This is a genomic window from Nitrospirota bacterium (genome assembly GCA_030684575.1).
GTDB lineage: Bacteria > Nitrospirota > Nitrospiria > Nitrospirales > Nitrospiraceae > Palsa-1315.
In genome coordinates, this window is the sequence record JAUXVD010000023.1 from 34,758 (window position 1) to 56,904 (window position 22,147).

Annotated in this window: 10 protein-coding genes and 1 tRNA gene; 4 read left to right on the top strand and 7 right to left on the bottom strand. The window is 56.8% G+C overall.

Going from position 1 to position 22,147, the window contains the following annotated elements; all coding sequences use genetic code 11:
- Positions 1-3: 3 nt before the first annotated feature.
- Entirely contained in the window at positions 4-2,772 is a 2,769-nt protein-coding gene (locus tag Q8N00_17030; GenBank protein MDP2384488.1) for a valine--tRNA ligase, read from the bottom strand.
- A gap of 386 nt (positions 2,773-3,158) precedes the next feature.
- Positions 3,159-4,292 (bottom strand): response regulator, encoded by a 1,134-nt coding sequence (locus Q8N00_17035; protein MDP2384489.1) that lies wholly within the window; start codon positions 4,290-4,292, stop codon positions 3,159-3,161.
- Between the two features lie 140 nt (positions 4,293-4,432).
- Here Q8N00_17035 and Q8N00_17040 point away from each other — a divergent pair, with 140 nt between their 5' ends.
- Entirely contained in the window at positions 4,433-5,173 is a 741-nt protein-coding gene (locus Q8N00_17040; GenBank protein MDP2384490.1) for an HAD-IA family hydrolase, read from the top strand.
- A gap of 52 nt (positions 5,174-5,225) precedes the next feature.
- Here Q8N00_17040 and Q8N00_17045 read toward each other — a convergent pair whose 3' ends face one another.
- The 3 genes from Q8N00_17045 to Q8N00_17055 form a co-directional block, all read right to left on the bottom strand.
- On the bottom strand, positions 5,226-5,924 hold the full coding sequence (locus Q8N00_17045; GenBank protein ID MDP2384491.1) for a GNAT family N-acetyltransferase: 699 nt from the start codon (positions 5,922-5,924) through the stop codon (positions 5,226-5,228).
- Positions 5,921-6,811 (bottom strand): carbon-nitrogen hydrolase family protein, encoded by an 891-nt coding sequence (locus Q8N00_17050; GenBank protein ID MDP2384492.1) that lies wholly within the window; start codon positions 6,809-6,811, stop codon positions 5,921-5,923. Before Q8N00_17050 ends, Q8N00_17045 begins: the two co-directional genes overlap by 4 nt.
- Positions 6,812-6,900: 89 nt before the next feature.
- Complete coding sequence (locus Q8N00_17055) at positions 6,901-7,614, bottom strand: NAD-dependent deacylase (GenBank protein ID MDP2384493.1); 714 nt, start codon at positions 7,612-7,614, stop codon at positions 6,901-6,903.
- Between the two features lie 65 nt (positions 7,615-7,679).
- Between Q8N00_17055 and Q8N00_17060 the strand changes: the two genes are divergently transcribed.
- Complete coding sequence (locus tag Q8N00_17060; protein ID MDP2384494.1) at positions 7,680-9,023, top strand: 2-dehydropantoate 2-reductase; 1,344 nt, start codon at positions 7,680-7,682, stop codon at positions 9,021-9,023.
- 8 nt (positions 9,024-9,031) lie between these two features.
- On the opposite strand, the gene Q8N00_17065 is transcribed toward Q8N00_17060, so the two are convergent.
- Positions 9,032-10,357: an MATE family efflux transporter gene (locus Q8N00_17065; protein ID MDP2384495.1), complete on the bottom strand. Its 1,326-nt coding sequence runs from the start codon at positions 10,355-10,357 to the stop codon at positions 9,032-9,034.
- A 208-nt stretch (positions 10,358-10,565) separates the two neighbouring features.
- On the opposite strand from Q8N00_17065, the gene Q8N00_17070 reads away from it, so the two are divergent.
- Positions 10,566-12,092: a DUF2779 domain-containing protein gene (locus Q8N00_17070; protein ID MDP2384496.1), complete on the top strand. Its 1,527-nt coding sequence runs from the start codon at positions 10,566-10,568 to the stop codon at positions 12,090-12,092.
- 55 nt (positions 12,093-12,147) lie between these two features.
- Here the strand turns inward: Q8N00_17070 and Q8N00_17075 are convergent.
- Positions 12,148-12,237, bottom strand: a tRNA-Ser gene (locus Q8N00_17075).
- Between the two features lie 577 nt (positions 12,238-12,814).
- Between Q8N00_17075 and Q8N00_17080 the strand changes: the two genes are divergently transcribed.
- Positions 12,815-22,123 carry an amino acid adenylation domain-containing protein gene (locus Q8N00_17080; GenBank protein MDP2384497.1) on the top strand — a complete coding sequence of 3,103 codons (9,309 nt, stop codon included), beginning with the start codon at positions 12,815-12,817 and terminating at the stop codon, positions 22,121-22,123.
- Positions 22,124-22,147: the final 24 nt, after the last annotated feature.

The following is a 22,147-nucleotide window of genomic DNA, read 5'->3' on the forward strand; positions in this document are numbered from 1 at the left end:
CGTTTAGGTTCCCAGCATGGCACGCAACTGCTGCTCGCTGTTGGCGAGCATGGTTTGATCCCGGCGCAGGCTTGCCAGGCGATCCTGGTGATCGGTAATCACGTCCGGTGGAGCCTTGGCGGTAAATTCCTGATTGCGCAGTTTTCCTTCCAGGCGATCCATCTCCTTCGTCTGCTCTGATTGTTGCTTGAGCAGACGGTCCAGCGCTTTGTTGAGATCCACGTCGCCTGCCACCACGATGCCGACGGATAAGCCCTCGGTGATGAGCCGGAGCAGATTGTCGGTCGGCCAGGTCGTGGTCGGTGTCAGATCGACCGTGCCGCGGCCGAGATGGGCGAGGTAGCTCCGGAGTTGATCCAGCTGTCCCTGACGCGTCGGTTCGTCGTGCGCGACATAGAACGTAATCTGTTGTCCCGGTGGATAGTTCAAGAGCATGCGGGACGAGCGGACCAGACCGATGGTCTGTTCGAGCAACGTAAACCGGCGATCCATTTCCGGCGCAATCCAGGTCGCTTCCGAGGTGGGGTACTGCTGAACGACGATGCTCTCACCCTGGTGTGGAAGCGTCTGCCAAATCTCTTCCGTCAGAAAGGGCATGAACGGGTGCAGGAGCCTCATCGTGGTTTCGAGCGTGTCGACGAGTGTTTGTCTGGTCCCTGGGGCGTCTGGGCTCGCCGGGTTTTGCAATGTCGGTTTGATCAGTTCGAGGTACCAGTCGCAGTACTCGTGCCAGATGAATTGGTACAGCGCATTGGCCGCGCGATCGAACCGATAGGCTTCTAACTCTGATGTCACAAGCTGGATCGTCTGATTGAGGCGACTCAAAATCCAGCGGTCGGGGAAGGTACGTTCTGTCGGTGAGTTAGCCGTTCGTGGTCCATCCAGATTCATGAGGCTGAAACGAGCGGCATTCCAGATCTTGTTGGCAAAGTTGCGATAGCCTTCAATGCGTTCTTCTGCCAGCTTGATGTCGCGACCAGGCGAGGCCATTGCGGCCAGAGTGAAGCGGAGCGCGTCGGTGCCGAATTGCTCCATCACATGGAGTGGATCGATCACATTGCCTTTCGACTTGCTCATCTTCTGCCCTTCGGCATCTCGCACGAGCGCATGGATATAGACATCCCGGAAGGGCACATCGCCCATGAATTTCAGACCCATCATGATCATGCGGGCGACCCAGAAGAAGAGTATGTCGAGTCCGGTTACGAGCGTTGAGGTCGGGTAGTAGGTTTTGAGCTCCACCGTTTGTTCGGGCCATCCCAGGGTCGAGAAGGGCCAGAGGGCCGATGAGAACCAGGTGTCGAGGACGTCGGGGTCGCGGATGAACTCAAGGCCTCCACATGTCGGGCAGGCCGAGGGAGCAGATTTTCCGACAATCGGTGTGGCGCCTTGAAGGATCGTCAGTCGTGGGGCAAGCGTGGCTGAAGTTGTCGCAGCAGCTCCTTCAACGATTAAGTCCTTGTTGCATGCCCGACAATACCAGGCGGGGATCTGGTGTCCCCACCAGATCTGGCGAGAGATGCACCAGTCTTTGATCTCCCTCATCCAGCCGAGGTAGTTGTTCGTCCAGCCTTCCGGGAGGAGGCGAATGCGGCCGTCCACCACGGCCTGGATGGCCGGCTCGGCGAGCGGTTTGACCTTTACGAACCATTGCGGCGACAGGTACGGCTCGACCACCGTCTTGCAGCGGTAACATTTTCCAATGGCCATCTTGTGGTCGTCGACTTTCGTGAGAAGTTCACGGTCTTTCAGCAGTTGCTCAGTCTTGGCCCGGGCTTTAATGGCGGGAAGAGTTGCGATGGCGTCGATGACGCTCGGTTCGACTCCGGCAGCGATCAGCCCTTGTCGATCGAGCAAGGCCTGATAGTCGAAGATGGGAAGTCTCGGCAATGCATGCCGTTCGCCCGCTTCAAAGTCGTTGAAGTCGTGTGCCGGCGTAATCTTTACTGCCCCGGTGCCGAACTCGCGGTCGACGAGGATCGCATCGCCGACGATGGGAATCGTGCGATTGGTGAGGGGGAGCCTGACTCGTTGCCCGATCAGGCGATTGTACCGGGGATCTTCAGGATGCACGGCCACGGCAGTGTCGCCAAACAGGGTTTCAGGTCTGGTCGTGGCGACGGTGAGACGAATCGTCGGATCCTGGTCCAGTTGGTATTCAATCGAGTACAGTTTGCCTTTGATATCTTCGTGCTCGACTTCGATGTCGGAGAGGGCGGTCAGGCAGCGAGGGCACCAGTTGATCAGCCGTTCTCCCCGATAGATCAGTCCCTCCTGATGCAACCGGACGAATACTTCGAGCACGGCCTTCGAGAGTCCTTCGTCCATCGTAAAACGAAGGCGCTCCCAGTCGCAGGACTCACCCAGCCGTTTTTGTTGACGGATAATGGTATCTCCGGAGGTGGCTTTCCATTGCCAGACGCGCTCGATGAAACGTTCCCGTCCCAGAGATTCCCGCGAAGCGCCTTCGGTCATGAGTTGCTTTTCCACGACGTTTTGCGTGGCAATGCCGGCATGGTCGGTGCCGGGTAGCCAGAGCACATTACGGCCCTGCATCCGTCGCCAGCGTACCAGGATGTCTTGGATGGAGTGATTCAGGGCATGGCCGACGTGGAGTGAGCCGGTGACATTGGGTGGTGGAATGACGATGGAGTACGGCTGTCCTGGATGGGTCGGCGAGGCGTGGAAATAGCCTTGTTTGGTCCAGACCTCATACCAGCGCGCTTCGACCGCCTTGGGATCATAAATTTTGTCGAGTTGGGGGGTGCTCATTCAGTCACGATGTCCTACTAGGCTGTGGATGAACTCAATTGGCACAATCGCCGCACGAGAGGGGCGGGACTGGCGGACTTTTCAGCATTTTTCGTAAAATGAGGCGCATCTTAACATGCGAACGGTGCCCTCTCAAGGAATGATGGGTGCACTGATAGCTTGAGGGGTGCCGAGCCGTATGTTATACAGACTCGCACAAGGCGAGGGCGAAGGATTCGTTCCGCTTCCACTTTTGACGATTTGGAGAGACTATGGCCACAGGCCGTGAAAAAGACCGCAAGACCAGAAAAAAACATCTGAAGAGCATGGCGCGTGTGAAGGCTCTGGCGACAGCCAAACGAGGCAAGAAGGTCAAGAAGGGATAAGTCGGACCGGGGGCGAAGGGCCTATGCGGCTTGTGTGAGGCGTTCGATCTCTGTTTTGATCTGCACTTCAGCCAGGCCGGGGACCAGACGCTGAACAGCCTCTTCCACCTGTTCGTGAGCCGTTGTCAGAACAAGTGCTTCGACCATTCCGGCAGTCTGCTTGGCGGCAGCCTGTTGGATTTCCTTCTTCAGGAGTTCCTCGATCGACCCGATTTGTTCTCGAACCATATCGGGCAAGAGGGTACGCACGGTGTTGGTTTGTTCCAGGACGAGTTGATCGATGCGGTCCTTGATCAGGGGGCTCGCGATATCGAAAATGCTTTGTCGAATGGTAGGTTCGAGCAGGGCCATTTCCCGTGAGAGGATCTTCGGGAGTGCCGTGACGAGCATCGGCTCAAGCACTTCTGTCAACCGCTCTTCCGTGAGCGCCGCACCTATGTTGCGTTGTACCTCTGTCTCCACGGCCTTGGCCACGAGAGTGGCCAGATCTTTTCCCACCATCTGGGGAAGCAGGTCGGCAATGTTTTTTTCCGTGCGTTCTGACATAGACTGAAGAAGTTGACCGAAGAGGCCCTTCATCGCCTCTTCAGGTTCGGGTATCGAAGCCTGCGCGGCAGTGGTTGTGGTCACAGGGGGTTCTTTCGGTTGAGGGTGGGGTGCGATCACCTGTTCTTCTTCTTCGGTTGCGCTGTCATCGTTGAATTCGTCCTCATCATCCGAGTCTGTCGCGCTTGAAACCGGCGGCCAGGAACGCGATTTCTTCTTTGTTCCATTCGTCCTGGATGCCTGTTGTGTTTCCAGATCTTTGATCACCTCGATGAGGTCTTCTGACTGAAAGGGTTTCTTGAGGAACAGCTTCACACCCAATGAACGTAAGTGGGTTTCATCGATGCGGTCTGATTGGCTGATCAGGGAGACAATAGAGGTTTCTGCCAAGTTATCCAGCTTGTAGATTTCCTTGCAGAACCCAGAAAATGTCATGTTCTCTAAATGATAGTCGGCAATGATGAGGTGGGGGCTCATTCGGCGTGCCGCTTCTAAGGCGGTGGGGGCATCCTGGAATCCCACGACATCACAGCCTTCCGGCGTGGAAATCTGCTCGACCAACCGACGGACAGCGGGGCTACTGTCGACGATAAAGATGGTAGAAGCCACCTAACCCTCCAATGTTATTGAACTATCTCGAAGCTAGCAGTGAGGGTATTCTTTGTCAAGAAATCGCATGATCGGTACCTGTTGCGACTTCGAAGGCTTGGACTAATTTTAATTCGATACGAAGAGGACCGGTATCCCCCATGAAGACCCCCATCCACGTCATTTTTTTTGATGCAGCCGAGACACTCTTTCATATTAACGGCTCGGTGGCGGACATTTACTTGCAGCATGCGCTTCAGTATGGGTTTCGACAGAAACCCGACTCCCTGATATCGATCGGACAGGCCTTTCAGCGCGCCTTCCATGATGCAGCACCGCCTATTTTTGCGGTCACGGACCCCCTCAAGTTAAAACAATGCGAGCGGCTCTGGTGGTTCGACATCGTCCACAACGTGTTTTATCGCGTGGGGATGTTCGAGCGATTCGATGAATTTTTCGAGCAGGTCTTTCAGGCGTTTGAGGATCCTCGGTCTTGGATCTTGTTTCCTGAAACGCATGCGGTACTGACCAAACTGCGTGAAGAGGGGTTTGAGCTGGGGATCATATCCAATTTCGACTCTCGCCTCTTTCCCGTAATACGGGGGCTCGGCATCGACCGTCTCTTCGACACCGTGACGATATCTAGCCTAGCGCGGGCTGCGAAGCCGGCGTCAAAGATCTTTGAGCTTGCCTTGGACAAACATGCCGCTGATCCAGATGAAGCGATTCATATAGGAGATAGTGTGAGGGATGATGTGGAGGGGGCCATCAAAGCGGGGTTGACGGGGATCCTCCTCGATCGCGAGTCGCGGGCGTCGAATGTGCTGCCTGCCGGTGCGTTACGTATTGCTACGTTGTCGGAGTTGCCCCTTCTGCTGCAAGGGGGTGCGTCGGCAGAATAATCGATTCGAGACTGTACGGTATCGATCAGTCGGTTTTCGTAGGGGCGGAAAGCTAGAGAGGCATGAGCGGGTCGAATTTCGGATCGCGATCTCCATAATCTAACGGGGTCGCAATCTGTTTGTTGATCCATTCGATGACCGCGCCATACCCGAGGCTTTCCGGATCGCCTGGAAGATAGTCCGCGACTACGGCTAAGACACGAAATCCCTGCTTCAGTTGAAAGGCCAACGTCATGCCTTCCAGTTCCCCTCGGATGACCTTGACCGCATAGTCTTCAGCGCTCATCCGGTCGGCATAGCGGTAATAGCCTCGTAACCGAGCGCCAGCGCGAATGCGTGGCAGCTTCAGGTCTTCGATGAGGCGGCGTCTGGCGGCGTAGAGAGCAGAGCCGATTCCTCCCCGCTGAACGTCAGGCGAGACCATGACCTCTGCTCCGTAGAGTGTTCGTCCCCGCCCTGGGTCATGGTTGGTGAGCATGCCTCTGGCTGTGAAATCCTTCCATGATCCGCAAAAATTATAGTCATCCCATCGGATGATCAAGCTGGCCGCCATCCCTACAAGTTTTTTCGAGGACGAATCGATCGCGACAAACTGGCCTTCAGGGAAGACCTCAAGGTGGGAAGCCAGGAGGGTTTCGTTCCAGTGGGGAGGGAAGGAGTACACGGCCTTCGAGAGCTCGATAATCGCCGGGAAATCTTCAGGCTGCGTATTGCGGACGAGAATGTTGGATCTGGGGGGCGTCATAGTCATACGAGGGGAACGACTTCGGTCTGCCGGACGATCTCACTGGTTTGATGGCTGTCGAGTAAGGGCAGGACGGTGCCGTGAGACCGAGCTTGGAGAATGGTGGTCAGATTGATATCGCCAATCACCATACTTTCCTGGTTGGGAATCCCTTCTGCCAGGATGCCGTCCCGCGAGAAGGCGAAGTCGCTCGGAGTCAAAATTGATGCTTGGCCATAATTGAGGCTCACGGCCGGCACCATGGGGAGCGATCCGACGGTTGAGGACTGCACCACGTACATCTGGTTTTCGATGGCTCTGGCTTGTGCGCAATAGCGCACTCGGAGAAACCCTTGGCGGTCGTCGGTGCAACTGGGAACGACGAGAATATGGGCTCCTTCCCGTCCCGCTGCTCTGGCAATTTCAGGAAACTCGACGTCGTAGCAGATAGTGATCGCGACCCGTCCGAAGTCGGTTTCAAAAATGCGAAACTTCGAGCGGGGCGACACCTTCCATTCGTCTTTCTCGAAACGGGTCATGTGGAGTTTCCCCTGGACCCCGCGCGCGCCGGTGGGAGAAAAGAAGAAGCTTTCGTTGTACACCAGGTCTGAATCCTCTTCCATTACGGGAATCGTGCCGGCCACGATGTATAAGCCATGCTGTTTGGCCAGCTCTGCCATGAGTGTGCTGAAGCGGTCGGCTTGATGGGCCAGATCTCTGACCTGCTCACGAATGGGGCGCTTCACATTGCCTAACGTGAGGAGTTGGACGGTGAAGTACTCGGGAAAGACCAGGAGCTGGGCTTTATAATCGGCCGCCGTTTCCACGAGGGCCTGCACCTGGTCGCGAAATTGATCGAAGGTTTGGACGGGTCTGATGAAGTATTGGAGCGATGCGATGCGAAGACGTTCCATATTGGGTGTGCCGCGAAGGTGAAAGTTTCCTCACCTATAGCAGGGGGGGCTGCCGGCGCACAAGGGGCGCGCAGGTTCTGAACTCCCTGCTACAGGAGTAAGGGAACGATATCTTTCGCCCTTCCTTGGAGTGAGAGGCTCACAACAGATGAATGGGGAGTGGGGTCAAGGTTGATCTCGATCACGAACGCATGATTGGCCTTGGCTGCCGGCGTCAGCATGGCAGCCGGGTAGACGAGTCCTGATGTTCCTACAATGATCATCACGTCGCAGGATTCCACGGTCTGGAAACTATTGGCCAGGACCTGCTCATCGAGTGCTTCTCCGAACCAGACGATGTGTGGCCGGAGCAACCCGCCACAGGTGTGGCAGTGGGGAAGGAGCGCGAGGGGGACCTCTCGATTGTCGGTGACTACTCGGCAGGAGGTGCAGCGGACCTTCCAGATGTCGCCGTGTAGTTCTGATAAATTTCGTGAGCCTGCCAGCCGATGGAGCCCGTCGACGTTTTGCGTAATGAGGTGGAAATTATTTGCACGTTCTTCCAGACGCACCAGGGCATGGTGCGCCTCATTCGGTCGCTTCGTGGCGAGGATCTCCCGCCGCCAGTTGTACCATTCCCAGACCAGTCGCGAATCTCGCTCAAAGGCCTCGGGCGTCGCCAGGTCTTCTGCGCGAAAGTTGTGCCATAGGCCGTCGGCCCCGCGAAACGTCGGCACGCCGCTGTCGGCTGAAATACCCGCGCCGGTCAGGATCGTGATGGCTCGCGCGGAGGCAATGCGTGAACGTGCTTCTACAAGGCTCATGGTGGACTATGTTACCCTAGTTTGGTGCCCTGCTATAGTAGGCGACTTGTTGGAGGAGTATTGTTATGAAAAATATCCTGATGGTCGGTGCCGGGTCGGTGGGCGGGTTTTTCGGGGCGCATCTGGCGAAAAATAATCCTAATGTGTCCTTCCTGCTGCGGCCCAAGACGCTCGCAGCCGTGAAGCAGAATGGCCTCACGATCCGGAGTGCCAAGGGCACCTTTACCGTGCATCCTCCAGCCGCTTCAGATCTGCGAGAGCTGCCGAAGCCAGACCTGATCATCCTCTCCGTCAAATCCTACGATCTGGACGAGGTGCTGACACAAATCGAACCGGTCCTGACCAATCAGACCGTCATCCTGACCCTCCAGAACGGAGTCGACACGGAAGATCGCATCGTGGCGCGCCTTCAACGGGATTGCGTCATTGGTGGCGTGGCCTTCATCTATTCCAAGATCGCGTCACCCGGCGTCATCGATCATTATAAGAAGGGGGCTGTGGCCATCGGCGAGATGATGGGACATCAGAGTCCTCGTCTGTTGGCTATCGCGGATTTGTTTAAGCAGGCGGGGATTCCCTGTCAACTCACAGAGGACGTGCGGAAGAGCAAGTGGGAGAAGATGTGCTGGAACTGTGTCTTCAATCCGCTCACGGTCATTGTCGATGATAAAGTGGCGAAGACCCTGGAGCATCCGGAGATGCTTCGCGTCATTCATCAGATTGTCGAGGAAGTCTCAGCCGTTGCCGCCTCGGTCAAGGTGCCGCTGTCGCCGGATATGGCCGAGAAAGTCGTGCGTTGGACGCAGGAGATTCGCGACATCCATACCTCCATGTATGACGATTGGAAGGCCGGACGTCCGACCGAAATCGATTACTTGAACGGGTACATTGTGCAAAAGGGACGTGAGTTCGGCATCCCGACACCGGTCAATGAAGCGCTGACGGCGATGATCAAGACGATTACGGAAAAGGAAAAGACCGGTCCAGGTATCGTGCGGATCGACGGGGCGGTGGTGCAGCCTGTCTCGCTGGATCGTGCGGCGATCGCGGCCTTGCCGGCGGAACAGCAGCTCGATATTTCGACGGTGATGCCCAACATGAAAGGCAAGGGGATTCGCCTGAAAGCCTTGCTGGATGTGCCGGCCTTGGCGATCAAGGCCGATCACGTCACGGTGTATTCGGCAGACGGAAAATATTCAGCCTGTCTCACGCTCGCGCAAGCCTTGGAATGGGGGATTCTGCTGTACGAAGTAGATGGAGAGGCACTGTCGGAATCGAAAGGCGGGCCCTATCGCTTGGTGACTCCCGGGCTGGGAGATCTGTGTGCCAATGTGAAGGGGGTCGCGCGGATCGAAGTCACGATCGGAACCGGCACAGATACGCGGCCATCAGTCCGGACGAATTGCTGATGATATTTTCATCGAAAGACCCGAATCGCCTTCCATCGTTCCGATCTGTAGCGCCAGAGTAGTAGCCCCATTCTGACCGTCCAATCTGCAATCATCGCGCTCCAGACATAGAGTACATCCAGCGCGAGCCAGGGGCCTGCGATGACTGCCAGTGGTACGCGGATTCCCCACATGCCGATCGTGGTTGCCCACATGATGAACCTGGTATCGCCCGCTCCACGTAGCGACCCTGCCAGGACCATGGTGAGGGCGAGCGGCACTTGGAGGATGGCGACGATGCGGAGGAAAACAGTTCCGAGTTCGACCACCGCTTCGTCATTCGTAAATGCGCGGAGTAGCACGTAGGGAAAGAAGAAGAATAAGACGCCCATCGAAGCCATCGCGATGGTGGCTAACCGGTTCGCCTCCCAGTTTTCAAGTTTGGCCCGGACATATTTTCCTGCGCCGATACTCTGTCCCACCATCGTGGCCGCGGCGATCGCGAAACCGTATCCAGGCAGGAACGAGAGGGACTCGATCGACAGGCCCACTTGATGGGCTGCGTAGGTTACGGTTCCGTAGAGCAGCACGATCTTGGTATAGAGGATAATCCCTGCCTGTTGAAACATCCGTTCGCCGGAAACCGGTGCGCCGATCTGCCAGGTGGAGCGCAGGAGATCATATCGTGGCTTGAGCGACTTCCTGAAGACTGTTCGATTGGCCCAAAGGAGATAGAGCACGCCGGTTCCTTCTGCAAGACCGGTGGCCAGGGCTGCTCCGGTGAGGCCCCAGGCAGGGAAGCCCCAGAGTCCATAGATCAGCGGATAGGCAATCGACAAATAGAGAAGATTCACGGCGATCAAAGCATACATCGGAGTCTTGGTATTCCCGGTACCTTGCATGATCGAGGAGAGGACTTGCAGGAAGATCGTACAGGGAATGACCAGGAAGATCAGATTCGAGTAGGGAAGGGCCAATGCGATTACATGGTGCTCTGCGCCCAAGAGTTCCATGGTGAGACGATTCAAGGACAATCCGAGTACCACGAGGGCGCAAGAGACGATGGCGGCCAGTCCGAGGAGGTGGGTGGCAGCTTCCCCGACGTCTTTGGTGCGGCGAGCCCCCGATAGTTGCGCGATAAGGACGTTGGCGCCTACCGATAGTCCTGAGACGAGCGTGGTGGACATGAAGGCCAGTAGTTGGCCAAGCCCAACTGCGGCAATGGATGTGGCACCGAGTCCGCCTACGAGGAAGACGGCGGCGATGCCCTCGGTCCGTTGGAGCAGGCTGCTGACCGTGACCGGTAATGCAAGGGTCAGGACGGACTTTCTGATTTGTGCGATGCGGGATGCCATGTGTGGCCATCCTAGCAGGCTGTTGAGAAAGGCCGCCAGCTTCGTTCTCGCCTCGAACGCATCCTCAACGTACCCCGAGGGTAGACCTCCGGTGCATTCACCGACTGCGGCCTTGCTGCTCGGCCGTTCTGAACAGCCTGCGACTGATGCTGGTTGAATATTCTGCCTGCTGGACAAATGCGTGCCCGTCCGATTAGGGTCACATACGATGAATGAACTGAACGATCCCGTACCAGCTTCTTCTTCGAAGGCTCCGCGCCTGTCGAAGTCGAAATTTCTGTCCGGCCTTCAATGTCATAAGCGGCTGTATCTCGAAATTCACCAGCCTTATCTGGCGACGAAGCCGGATGCGGCGACTCAGGCGATGTTTGAGATGGGCACAGAAGTCGGAGAGTTGGCCAGGAGCCGCTTCCCAGGCGGTGTGTTGGTCACAGCTGGCTATCGCCAGAGCGAGGCTGCGCTGGCGCAGACGGCGGCCCTGATTCAGGATCCCGCGGTGCCGGCCATTTTCGAAGCGGCATTTTTGCATGCCGGGGTCTTAATTCGTGCAGATGTGCTGGAGCGTATTCCAGCCGAAGAGGGACAGCCCTGTGGTTGGCGTCTGATCGAGGTCAAGTCTTCCACCAGGGTCAAAGATATCCATCTCGAAGATCTCGCGGTGCAAAGCGAAGTAATCGTCGGTGCAGGGCTGATGCTCGCCTCTGTCGGTCTCATGCATATCAATACAGGTTATCTCTATCGTGAGGGGGCTATCGATCTGACAGCGCTGTTTGCGATTGAGGATCTATCCGAGGCGGTCGCGCAACGCAGGGCTGAGGTGCCGGGTCGGTTGGCTGAAATGACTCGTATGTTGCTCCAGCCTCACGCCCCTGCGATTGAGCCGGATCGGCATTGTCATACACCCTACGATTGCCCCTTCTGGGACCATTGCACCAAAGACAAGCCGGATCGGTGGATTCATTACTTGCCGGGATCGAAGCAGGTGGTCGGTCAGTTGACGCAACAGGGCGTGACGACGATCGATGAGATTCCTGCCGGTACGAAATTGTCGCCGGTTCAGCGCCGCGTGAAAGAGAATGTCGAGTGGGTATCTGCGAAACTCGGCACCATGCTACAGGCGGTGAAGTATCCCGTGCATCACCTCGATTTCGAGACGGTCATGATGGCGGTGCCCCGGTTTACTGAAACGAGACCCTATCAAGCTCTTCCGGTTCAGTGGTCGAATCACATTGAACAGAAAACCGGTGAGTTACGCCACGAGGAGTTTCTCCACAAGGATGTCAGCGATCCTCGGAAGGTACTGGTCGAATCCTTGCTGGAGTCTCTGGGGGAGAAGGGAAGTATCTGCGTGTATTCACCCTACGAACGGTCCATCCTGGAACAACTCTCTGTGGCTATTCCGTCTCTCAAACCTGCCTTGTCTCGCATCATTGCCAGGCTCTGGGACCTCTTCCCGATCATACGAGATCATTACTACCATCCATCGTTCGGCGGGTCGTACTCCATCAAGTCGGTGCTGCCGGCGATGGTACCTGCACTTGCCTATGACGATTTGGCGATCAAAGAGGGAGGGCATGCCGCCAGTCAGTACTACCGCATGGTCTTTGTCGAAACCGATTGGATCGAGCGGGCGACGATTGAGGAAAGTCTGCTGCGGTATTGCGAGCGAGATACCTTGGCGATGGTCGAACTGAGACGAGCGTTGCAGGAAAAGGCACAGGGAAAAGCTGATTGAGGTCCTGATCCGCCGGCCTTAGACGATAAGGCCGGCGGTCTGCACCCGTGTGTTTTGGCGGAGAGGGTGGGGATCGAACCCACGGTCCCGTTGCCAGGACAGCAGTTTTCGAGACTGCCCGATTCGGCCACTCTCGCACCTCTCCGCTTCGTAAAACTCGCCTGATGTCGGGGTAGGGTTTGGCGTATGTATCGTCGTTGCGATGGGCTGGGGGAAGCTTACTCTGGGGAGGGTGATATTTCAATCGGTTTTCTTGATTTTTATCGTGTTCTCTCTATCCAAGGGGAGGCTTGGGTTTACAATCCAGAATAGGTCACCTTGGATTCCAATGGATGGCCGACAAGACCATGCCACTCAATTCCGTCTATGGTAGTTGCGGTCACGACTCCGCTACTTTCAGCAATCTGAATCTTTTAAAACTGTTCAATATTGACCAGCCGTGAGCGATGTTGCAGGCGTAAATTGGCTCGCAGTATAGGTATTCAGTTGTCTCGGTTGTAACCCTGTGTCCATGAAATTTCAGATTATTTACGAGAAAATTGTTGCCGGATAAAAGCAAAACATTCTTTCGAGTTTCCACCGGAAGTACTATCCTGTCTACGGATAGAATCTGAAATCTCTTCTTCTGAGTTCCGATGATGTTTGCTAGGGGGTACTCTGCACAGCACGTCGTTAATACTTTGGGTGCTGGCCTTTTTCCTGCGGTAGGGGTTTAATTGGTGATGCCAACGCCTGTCCCTCCAACTCTACGCTACCTTTCTGACCTCTTCACATTTCGTTGCCAGGGAAAGAGTCAGGAACTCGCCTACGCCTTTGTTCGCGACAGCCTCGACATTGAGAGTCAGCTGACCTACGGAGAACTCGACCGCAGGGTGCGCTCACTGACCGGCCATCTTGCACGTAGAGTTCGACCGGGAGCGAGAGTCCTGCTCCTCTTCCCACCGGGGCTCGATGTCGTCTCTGCGTTCTGGGCCTGTATCTGTGCCGGACTCGTGCCAGTTCCTGCCCCCGCGCTGGATCCCGTGAGGCGGAAGCATAGTGTGCCGAGGCTCCGCGCCATCGTCGAGGATGCTCAGGTATCTTTGGTCCTGACCACTTCTGCTATTGCGCCTTTCTCCTCGGAACTTTCGATCGTCAAAGACGGGAGTCAGGTCGAATGGGTGGCGACGGATCAATTGTACGATCAAACTCATGAGATTGATCTGCCGGTTCTAGGTGAACCCTCCCTTGCCTACTTGCAATATACGTCCGGGTCGACCGCCACTCCTCGTGGCGTGATGATCAGCCACCAGAATGTTTTGGCGCAGTGCGAGGCCCTTCATCTGGTTGCAGGGGTCGATCTCAACAGCCGGTCCCTCTGCTGGCTGCCATACTTTCACGATTACGGGCTTGTGCATGGCATCATCGCACCGTTTTATGCAGGTATTCCGGCATATCTCATGTCCCCCGTGACGTTCCTGAGAAGACCTCTCCGGTGGCTGGAGGCGATGGATCGCTGGAGCATTACGCACAGTGGAGCCCCGAACTTCGCCTATGAATCCTGTACCAAGGCGCTCCGGCAACAGAAGGGCTGGATAGGCCATCTTCAGCATTGGGTTGTGGCGAGTTGTGGTGCAGAGCCGATTCATGTGGAGACGATCGAGGAGTTTGCAGAGGCGTTCCATGCCCATGGCTTTACACGCCAGGCCTTCACGCCGGCCTATGGGTTAGCGGAATCCACGTTGGTGGTGACCTCAAAACGACGGGCTGAGGAGCCGCTCCTCCTGCATGTGGCTGGTGAGGCCCTTGCTGCGCACCAAGTGACTCGAGTTTCGCCTGATGCCCTGGGAGCACGGACGTTGGTCGGGTGCGGGCCACCGCTCTCCGGCACCACTGTTCGCATCGTGGATCCTGTCACCCTCGCAGGCTGTGAAGCCGACCGCATCGGGGAAGTGTGGGTTGCCAGTCCCAGTGTCGCGCAGGGTTATTGGAATCGTGAAACAGCTGAGGATGTGACCTTTCGAGCGTCGCTCGAAGGGGATAGGCAGCGGGCATTCATGCGGACCGGCGACCTGGGATTTCTGCATGACGGGCAACTGTTTGTTACCGGACGCCTCAAAGATTTAATCATTGTCCATGGACGGAATCTCTATCCCGGTGACATTGAACGGACGGTTGAGCGGAGCCATTCAGGATTACGGCTTCATGGAGGAGCTGCCTTTTCTATCCAGGAAAATCGTGAGGAGTCGGTGGTGGTCCTGCAGGAAGTCGAACGGGCACAGTCGGTTGACGTGGACGCGATTGCCATGGCCATTCGCCAGGCGGTGATGGATGAACATGAAGTGCCGGTTTCTTCCGTGGTCTTGGTCCGCAGCGGCGGGTTGCCCAAGACCTCCAGTGGCAAGATTCAGCGGGGGGCCTCCAAGGAGGCATTCATAACCGGTACCTTGCCGATCGTGGGGATCAGTCGCTACGGGATCCAGGTCAGCGACACTCTGGCAGCAGAGGGCGACCTGATCGTCGACAAGGGGGGCGCGTCGGGCGCGGACCTGACGTCGCTAGAGGTGTACCTACAGCTGATGGTCGCCGGGCACCTCTCTGTCGACCCGAGTTGTATTACGCTCACGCAGCCGATTGGAACGGTCGGCATCGACTCGCTCAAGGCAGGGATTATGAAAAACCGCCTGGAGGAAGAGTTCGGAACCGAGCTGTCATTTCAGCATTTACTGATCGACTGGAGTATTCGCGATCTGGCAGAGCATCTCCTCACCCATCAACACCAGGTCTTACCGAGCGCGGGGGCGAGGGCTGTCGATATGCCGGCCCTTCTTCCTGTGACAGTTACGTCTCCCACATTTCCGTTGTCTTCGTCACAGCGGCGCATGTGGTTTGCTGAACGACTGAGTCCTGATTCGCCGCTCAATAATATCCCGGTAGCTGTCCGGTTGCGTGGCCCGCTCAATGTTCCGGCGTTGGAAGCGAGTGTTCACGCGATGGTTCATCGTCACGACCTGTTACGGGTAACCATCGAAGAGCAGTCAGGGGTGCCGTTTCACAGGCTGTCTGGCGACCAGGCTATCGCATTCAGGATCTACGATTATCGAGGGACGGGTGCAGAGAGACGTGGGGCAGATCTGCAGCGCCTGCTCAAACAAGAGGCAGCCAGTCGTTTCGATCTTCGTCATGGTCCGCTGATGAGGACTTCGTTACTGCGTGTGGACGAGCACGAGCATGTGTTGATTGCCACGTTTCATCATTTAATTATGGACGGATGGTCCATCAGATTGTTGTGTCAGGAGCTGAGCGTCGTCTATGAGGCAGCCTGCTCCGGAGAGCCGGTTGTATGGACGAACCCCGCGGTGTCGTACCGCGACTATGTCGCGTGGGAGCAGACAAGTCTCGACCGGGGACGACATGACAGGCAACGGCGCTATTGGCAGAAGCAGCTGAAGAATCTCCCGGCGCCGTGTGAATTGCCCAGGGATTTCCCTCGGTCGGGAGAGGTACGGCAAGGCAGTCGGACCGTGACACTCGCGTTCTCGACCGCCGAATCCGATGCGTTCGACCGCTTCTGCCTGCAGACGGGGATGACGCCCTTCATGGCCACCGTGGCTGGATTGGCGACATTGCTCTATCGATATACGGGTCAGACGGATCTTGTCGTTGGAGCGCCGGTGAGCAATCGAGTGGCAACACAATTCGAACAGGTTCTCGGCTGCATGGTGAATACGGTTGCGCTTCGAGTCGACTGCTCCAAGAATCCGACGGCCCGTGCGCTGCTCGCGCAGGTCAGACGAGTGGTGGTCGATGCGACTAATCATCAGGATCTTCCCTTCGATGAAGTCGTTCGGGCGGTCTCTCCAGGCTACGATGAAGCACGCGCTCCGCTCTTCCGGCTGATGGTGGCTTGGGAAGAAGATGCGGTGGCAGCACTTCGCTTAGCCGGTGTGAGCGCTGAGCGAGTTCAGATCGAACGGCTCGCCACTCCTTTTGATGCGACGGTATTCTCTCGTCGGCAGCAGGACCATATTCAGTTGGCGATCGAGTACAACACCTTTCTGTTCGAAGAGGCGACCATCACGCAGATGCTGGACCACTTGCGGTCATTGCTCGCCGAGATGGCCGCATCTCTCGATCTGCCGTTGTCCGAGCTCCCCCTGCTCACGGATCGGGAACGGCAGAAAGTCCTTGTGGAGTGGAATCGCACTCGTGCGGACGATCCGAGCGGTTCTAGCATCCATGCCCTCATCGATGCACAGGCGGCCCATGCGCCTGATGCATTGGCTGTGGTCTCGGAGAGCGGTACGCTCACGTATCGGCAGCTTTCGGAGCGATCGAATCATGTCGCGCAGGACCTTCGGCGGCAGGGGGTTCAGCCTGGAAGCCTTGTCGGGTTGCTCCTTGAGCGGTCGCTCGAAATGGTGGTGGGCATGCTCGGAATTCTCAAGGCCGGCGCAGCCTATGTGCCCCTCGATCCAGACTATACGGAGGAGCGTCTGGCGTTCATGGTGCGCGACAGCCAACTCACGGTGGTGGTAACCAATAGCCGGCTACGCAGTCGGTTACGAGCCGAGCAGCCGACGATGGTCTGTCTGGATGCCGATCAGTCGATGGTCGAGTTGAGTGCAGAGGACGGTGCGCCAGTTCAGGTTGCGGCAGATGCGCTGGCCTATGTGATCTATACCTCGGGGTCCACAGGCCGTCCGAAGGGTGCCATGATTTCCCACCGCTCGTTGGTAAACTTCGCCCTCGCCTTTGCGGTTGAGTGCCGGATGTCCTCACACGATTGTGTGTTGCACATGGCCACGATCAGTTTTGACGCAGCTGTCCTCGAGATTTTTCCGTGCTTGGTAACGGGCTCCACGTTGGTGCTTCGTGAGAACTTGCCCCCCGGAACTCCTGCCGAATTCATGCAGAGTTGCGCGCAGGGCTCCGTCACAATGGCATTCCTACCTACCGCGTACTGGCATCATCTTGTGCAGGAGTGGGCTGGCGATCGTGTGAGCATTCCGGCCTCGCTCAGGAGGATCATCATCGGGGGCGAGAAGGCGTCAGAGCCTGTCTGCGTGCGTTGGTTTGCGCTAGCAGGAATGCGTGTGCAGTTACTGAATGCCTACGGACCGACGGAAGCGACGGTTGCGGCGACGATGGTGAATCTTTCCGCCCTCTGGGAAGACCATTCGCTTGGTTCGGAGGTTCCGATCGGCCGTCCTCTGCGAAACATGCGGGTCTATGTGTTGGATCGTCATCGGAATCCCGTTCCCGTCGGAGCAGTCGGCGAACTCTATATTGCCGGTCTTGGAGTCGGGCTGGGGTATCTCCACGATCCTGGCCTGACAGCAGACTCGTTCATGGCCGATCCCTTTGTTCCGGGAGATCGAATGTACAAGACCGGCGATCTTGGGAGGTTCCGCCGAGACGGGCAGCTCCTCTGTCTCGGACGAGTCGATCAGCAGATCAAGCTGAGAGGCTTCCGGATCGAACCAGGCGAGATCGAGGCGGCGCTCATGGCTGTTCCCGGTGTTCGAGAGGCGACGGTGGTACTGCGCGAGATTCCTCCCCGCGGCCCGTTGATCGCGGCCTACGTGACCACCGATGCGCATGCAGGTTTGTCTGGCCGAGAAATCTTGAGCGGACTGAGACGGGTTTTGCCGCATTACATGGTGCCGGCCGCCTGTGTCCTGCTTGAATCATTGCCCTATGGACCAAGTGGGAAAGTCGATCGGCGGGCGTTGCCTATGCCGGCTCTGGGCTCGATCGATCAGGCGGTTGCCCGTGTGGCTCCGCGAGATCACATTGAGCAGAGCCTCATGGACATGTGGGTGGATGTGCTCGGTGTGCCCGTTTCCAGCGTCCATGACAGCTTCTTCGATGTGAGCGGACATTCGCTGCTTGCCACACAGGTCCTCTCGCGAATCCAGGAACTTTTTTCGCTCAACCTCCCACTCAGGACCATTTTTGATACGCCGACCATTGCGCAGCTGGCCGAACATATCCGAGCCGAACAGCGACGGGGGGGTGGACGTGCCGCGCTGCCTCCCATCGTTGCCGTGTCCCGCACCGAGCCGCTCCCACTGTCGTATTCTCAACAACGTATGTGGGTCATGTACCAACTTGCCCCCAAGGGGACTGCGTATAACATGCCGTTTGCCTCGCGGCAGACCGGCCCATTGAATAAACGATGGTTGCGTCAGACGATTCAGGCCGTCACACGTCGGCATGACTCGTTTCGTACGACGTTTCGGATGACCGAAAGCGGGCCGGTTCAGGTTGTCGCGGATTGGCAGCCTCCGCATTGGGTTGAAATTGATCTGCAAAATCTGCCGCGCCATGAACGACTGGCAGAGGCTATTCGGCTTGTCGAAGAAGAGGCTCGCACGCCGTTTGATCTTGAACGGGGACCTGTTGCCCGGTTCTTTTTGATTACGCTCGATACGGAAGACCATATTCTTGTATTGAGCATGCATCACATTATTGGGGATCAGTGGTCGTTCGGAGTGATCGGTCAGGAATTTGCCGCGTACTATAACGCGCTCAGTCAAGGCCATTCAGTTCCGGATGTTTCGTTCCCGATCCAATACGTTGACTTCGCGATGTGGCAGCGGCGGTGCCTTACCGATGATACCCTTCGCCCTCAATTGGAGTATTGGCGCGATACACTGGCGAATCTCCCGGTCTTATCGCTGCCGACCGACCTTCCGCGACCTCCCATGAACACGTATACGGGATCCTATTGTGCGTGGGATCTGCCGAGTTCCCTCATTGAGCGGCTGAAAATGTTCAGCGCGCATCGCCGCGTCTCATCGTTCATGACCCTCCTGGCCTGTTTCCAGGTTTTGTTAAGTCGTTGGTCGGGTCAGACGGATTTTGCCGTGGGCGCTCCGATCGCAAACCGCACCCAGGTCATGACGGAGTCGTTGGTCGGGACGTTCGTGAATACCTTGGTGCTGAGGGCGGATCTGTCGGAGGATCCGACGTTTGATGAGCTCCTGAGGCGGGTTCGTGACACGGCCCTGGGGGCCTATGAGAATCAAGACTTTCCCTTCGAAAAACTGGTCGACGTGCTCCACGTGAATCGCGATTCGAGCCACTCGCCACTGATTCAGGTACTGTTCAACGTCGCCAATGCCCCGATCGGTGAGGTGGACCTTCACGGGCTGTCGTGGGTTCCGCTGCACGTCGATGCCGGCTCTGCACAGTTCGACATGAGTCTCACGGTCGAAACGGAAATCGCGAAAAAAGTGTACCTGTCATACAGTACAGATCTCTTTACCCGTCAGACGGCTGAACGAATGCTCGACCATTTTGGTGCGCTGCTTCAGCAGGCACTCGCGCATCCAGGGCTTCGCGTGTCCGAGTTATCCATGCTGAGTTCTGTAGAAGAACAGCGGCTGCTCATTGAATGGAATAGAACCACGTCAGACTACCCGCATAGCCAATGTTTCCCGGATCTCTTCGAGGCGCAAGTCGAGCGGGGACCAGATGCCATTGCCGTGTCTATGGAAGGTCGGGCCTTAAGCTATCGAGTATTGAATGCGCAGGCAAATCAAATGGCTCGTGCGCTCTCCGCTCTGGGCGTCACGCGGGACGTGACCGTCGGGATTTGTCTCGACCGATCGATCGAGAAGCTCGTCACACTCTTGGCCGTCTGGAAAGCCGGAGGTTGTTATCTCCCGCTCGACCCGGACTACCCGCGAGATCGGGTTCGCTTCATGCTCGACGATGCGAGGGCCACTCTGGTGGTGACGACGACTGCTCTGTCCGATCGATTCGGATTTCAAGCGTCCCGAGTGCTGTGCCTTGATCGGATGAGGGACTCTTTCACGCAGGAGGCGGACCACAATATGCCGCCGATCGCCGGCGTTTCCGATCTTGCCTACATTCTGTATACCTCCGGGTCGACCGGACAACCCAAAGGCGTTGAGATTACACACCGTTCCCTGGTGAATTTTTTGTGGTCTATGAAGGATGAGCCTGGCTGTTCGGCGCAGGATATCTTCATGTCGGTGACGACATTGTCGTTCGACATTGCGGCATTGGAGTTGTATCTGCCGTTGCTGACCGGCGCGCGAGTCGAGCTTGTACGTCGGGCTGTCGCGATGGAGGGGCATCAATTACGTGAACTATTTGAGGCAGTTCAGCCGACGATCATGCAAGCCACGCCGGCGACGTGGCATCTGCTGCTGGATGCCGGCTGGACCGGTAGCCAATCGTTGACCGCGCTCTGTGGGGGAGAAGCCCTGTCGGCTGATCTTGCGGAGAAACTACGCGAGCGCTCGAAAGCCGTGTGGAATATGTATGGGCCTACGGAAACGACCATTTGGTCTACGATCTCGAACATCGCGCGAGAGAAACGGGACATCACCATCGGGCGCCCGATTGCCAATACGGAAATCTATATCTTGGATCGTCATATGCGACCGGTTCCCGTCGGCGTGCCGGGGGAGCTATATATTGGTGGGCATGGTCTGGCCAGAGGATATCATCGTCGTCCAGATTTAACCGCTGAACGGTTTATTGCCCACCCGTTCTCTTCGGATCCTCACGCGAGGCTCTATCGTACGGGAGACCTCGCGCGGTATCGCTCAGATGGGCGTATCCTGCATCTCGGTCGGCTGGATCATCAGGTGAAGATCCGTGGATTCAGAATAGAGTTGGGTGAGATCGAGGCAGTGCTGAGCCGCCATCCCGCCGTCCGTCAGGTCGTGGTGACTGCGCGGGACGACCAACAAGGTCTCAAGCAACTGGTGGCCTATCTGGTCTCTCACGAAGGGCAAGCACCCAGCTCGACAGACCTTCGCGCATTTGTGCATAGGACGCTTCCCGATTATATGATGCCGTCATTTTTTGTCTTTTTAGAGGCGTTGCCTCTGACAGCGAATAATAAAGTCAACGTGAATGCGTTGCCACCTCCTGCCGTAGAAGCCGCGTCAAGTGAGAAGATCTATGTCGGTCCACGTAATGGGATGGAAGTGCAGCTGGCCGCTCTATGGCAGCAGGTACTGGGACTGTCAAAGATCGGGATCCATGACAACTTTTTCGATCTCGGTGGTCATTCGCTCAAAGCGGCTCAGCTCTTTTTCCTTCTCGAACAGGTGTATGGAAGGCACCTTCCGCTCGCCACGCTGTTTCAAGCGCCGACCATTGCCGCTCTCGCGTCGGTTCTTTCACACGAACAGTGGGTGCCGCCGTGGCAATCTTTGGTTGCGATCCAGCCGAGCGGGTCGGCCATCCCGATGTTCATGGTGCCGGGGGTGGGCGGCAACGTGTTGGTATTTGCGCAATTGGCAAGGCTGTTGGGTGCTGACCAGCCGGTCTATGGGCTCCAGACGAGAGGGTTGGATGGGAATGCGATTCCGTTTACCTCGGTGCCGGACATGGCATGCCATTACATCGCTGAGATCCGCACCTGTCGCCCGCAAGGGCCCTACGTCATTCTTGGTTCTTGTACCGGTGGGTTGATCGCCTATGAGATGGCGCAGCAATTACTCGCGCAGGGGGAATCCGTCACCTTGGTCGTGATGGATACCTGGCACCCTTCTTCGTATCGCCCTCATCGTCATAAGTGGCCGATGCGAATGTGGTTGCCGCTCTTTATTCTCTGGAGGACCCTGCGGAATTTCGACGTGCTCCTCCGCATGCCGATGAAAGACTGGAGGCCGTTCGTACGGCGCAAATATGAGACGCTCTTCTCATTTGTAGCAAGAAGATCCACGGAGGATAAACTGTTTATTGAGTTTCAGGTCGAACGAATGAAGCAATCGACATTTCACGCGGTGGCCCGTTATGTATTGCGTAACTATCCCGGGCGTATTCTCAATATTGTGGCTTCAACCCATCACGTGGCCGAGACGGTACAAGATACCAGGTATGTCTGGGACCAGCTTGCCGGTGGAGGGTGCCAGACTGTGCATGTCGCCGCCGCTCACGCAGGGTTCCTCCTCGCTTCGCCACATGTCGAAGAATTGTCCGCTCATGTTCAGGCCTTCCTTGCCGTTGATGCTCAGGATACGATGGCGTGCGACCGCCGCACTCGCGATGTGATGGCGTAATTTCTATTTCCTGCTGTTGTTGTT

What these genes read in the sequence shown, in the direction of transcription:
- Q8N00_17030 (MDP2384488.1), bottom strand. Translation starts at nt 2,772, where the DNA reads ATGAGCACCCCCCAACTCGACAAAATTTATGATCCCAAGGCGGTCGAA.
- Q8N00_17040 (MDP2384490.1), top strand. Translation starts at nt 4,433, where the DNA reads ATGAAGACCCCCATCCACGTCATTTTTTTTGATGCAGCCGAGACACTC.
- Q8N00_17045 (MDP2384491.1), bottom strand. Translation starts at nt 5,924, where the DNA reads ATGACTATGACGCCCCCCAGATCCAACATTCTCGTCCGCAATACGCAG.
- Q8N00_17050 (MDP2384492.1), bottom strand. Translation starts at nt 6,811, where the DNA reads ATGGAACGTCTTCGCATCGCATCGCTCCAATACTTCATCAGACCCGTC.
- Q8N00_17055 (MDP2384493.1), bottom strand. Translation starts at nt 7,614, where the DNA reads ATGAGCCTTGTAGAAGCACGTTCACGCATTGCCTCCGCGCGAGCCATC.
- Q8N00_17060 (MDP2384494.1), top strand. Translation starts at nt 7,680, where the DNA reads ATGAAAAATATCCTGATGGTCGGTGCCGGGTCGGTGGGCGGGTTTTTC.
- Q8N00_17065 (MDP2384495.1), bottom strand. Translation starts at nt 10,357, where the DNA reads ATGGCATCCCGCATCGCACAAATCAGAAAGTCCGTCCTGACCCTTGCA.
- Q8N00_17070 (MDP2384496.1), top strand. Translation starts at nt 10,566, where the DNA reads ATGAATGAACTGAACGATCCCGTACCAGCTTCTTCTTCGAAGGCTCCG.
- Q8N00_17080 (MDP2384497.1), top strand. Translation starts at nt 12,815, where the DNA reads ATGCCAACGCCTGTCCCTCCAACTCTACGCTACCTTTCTGACCTCTTC.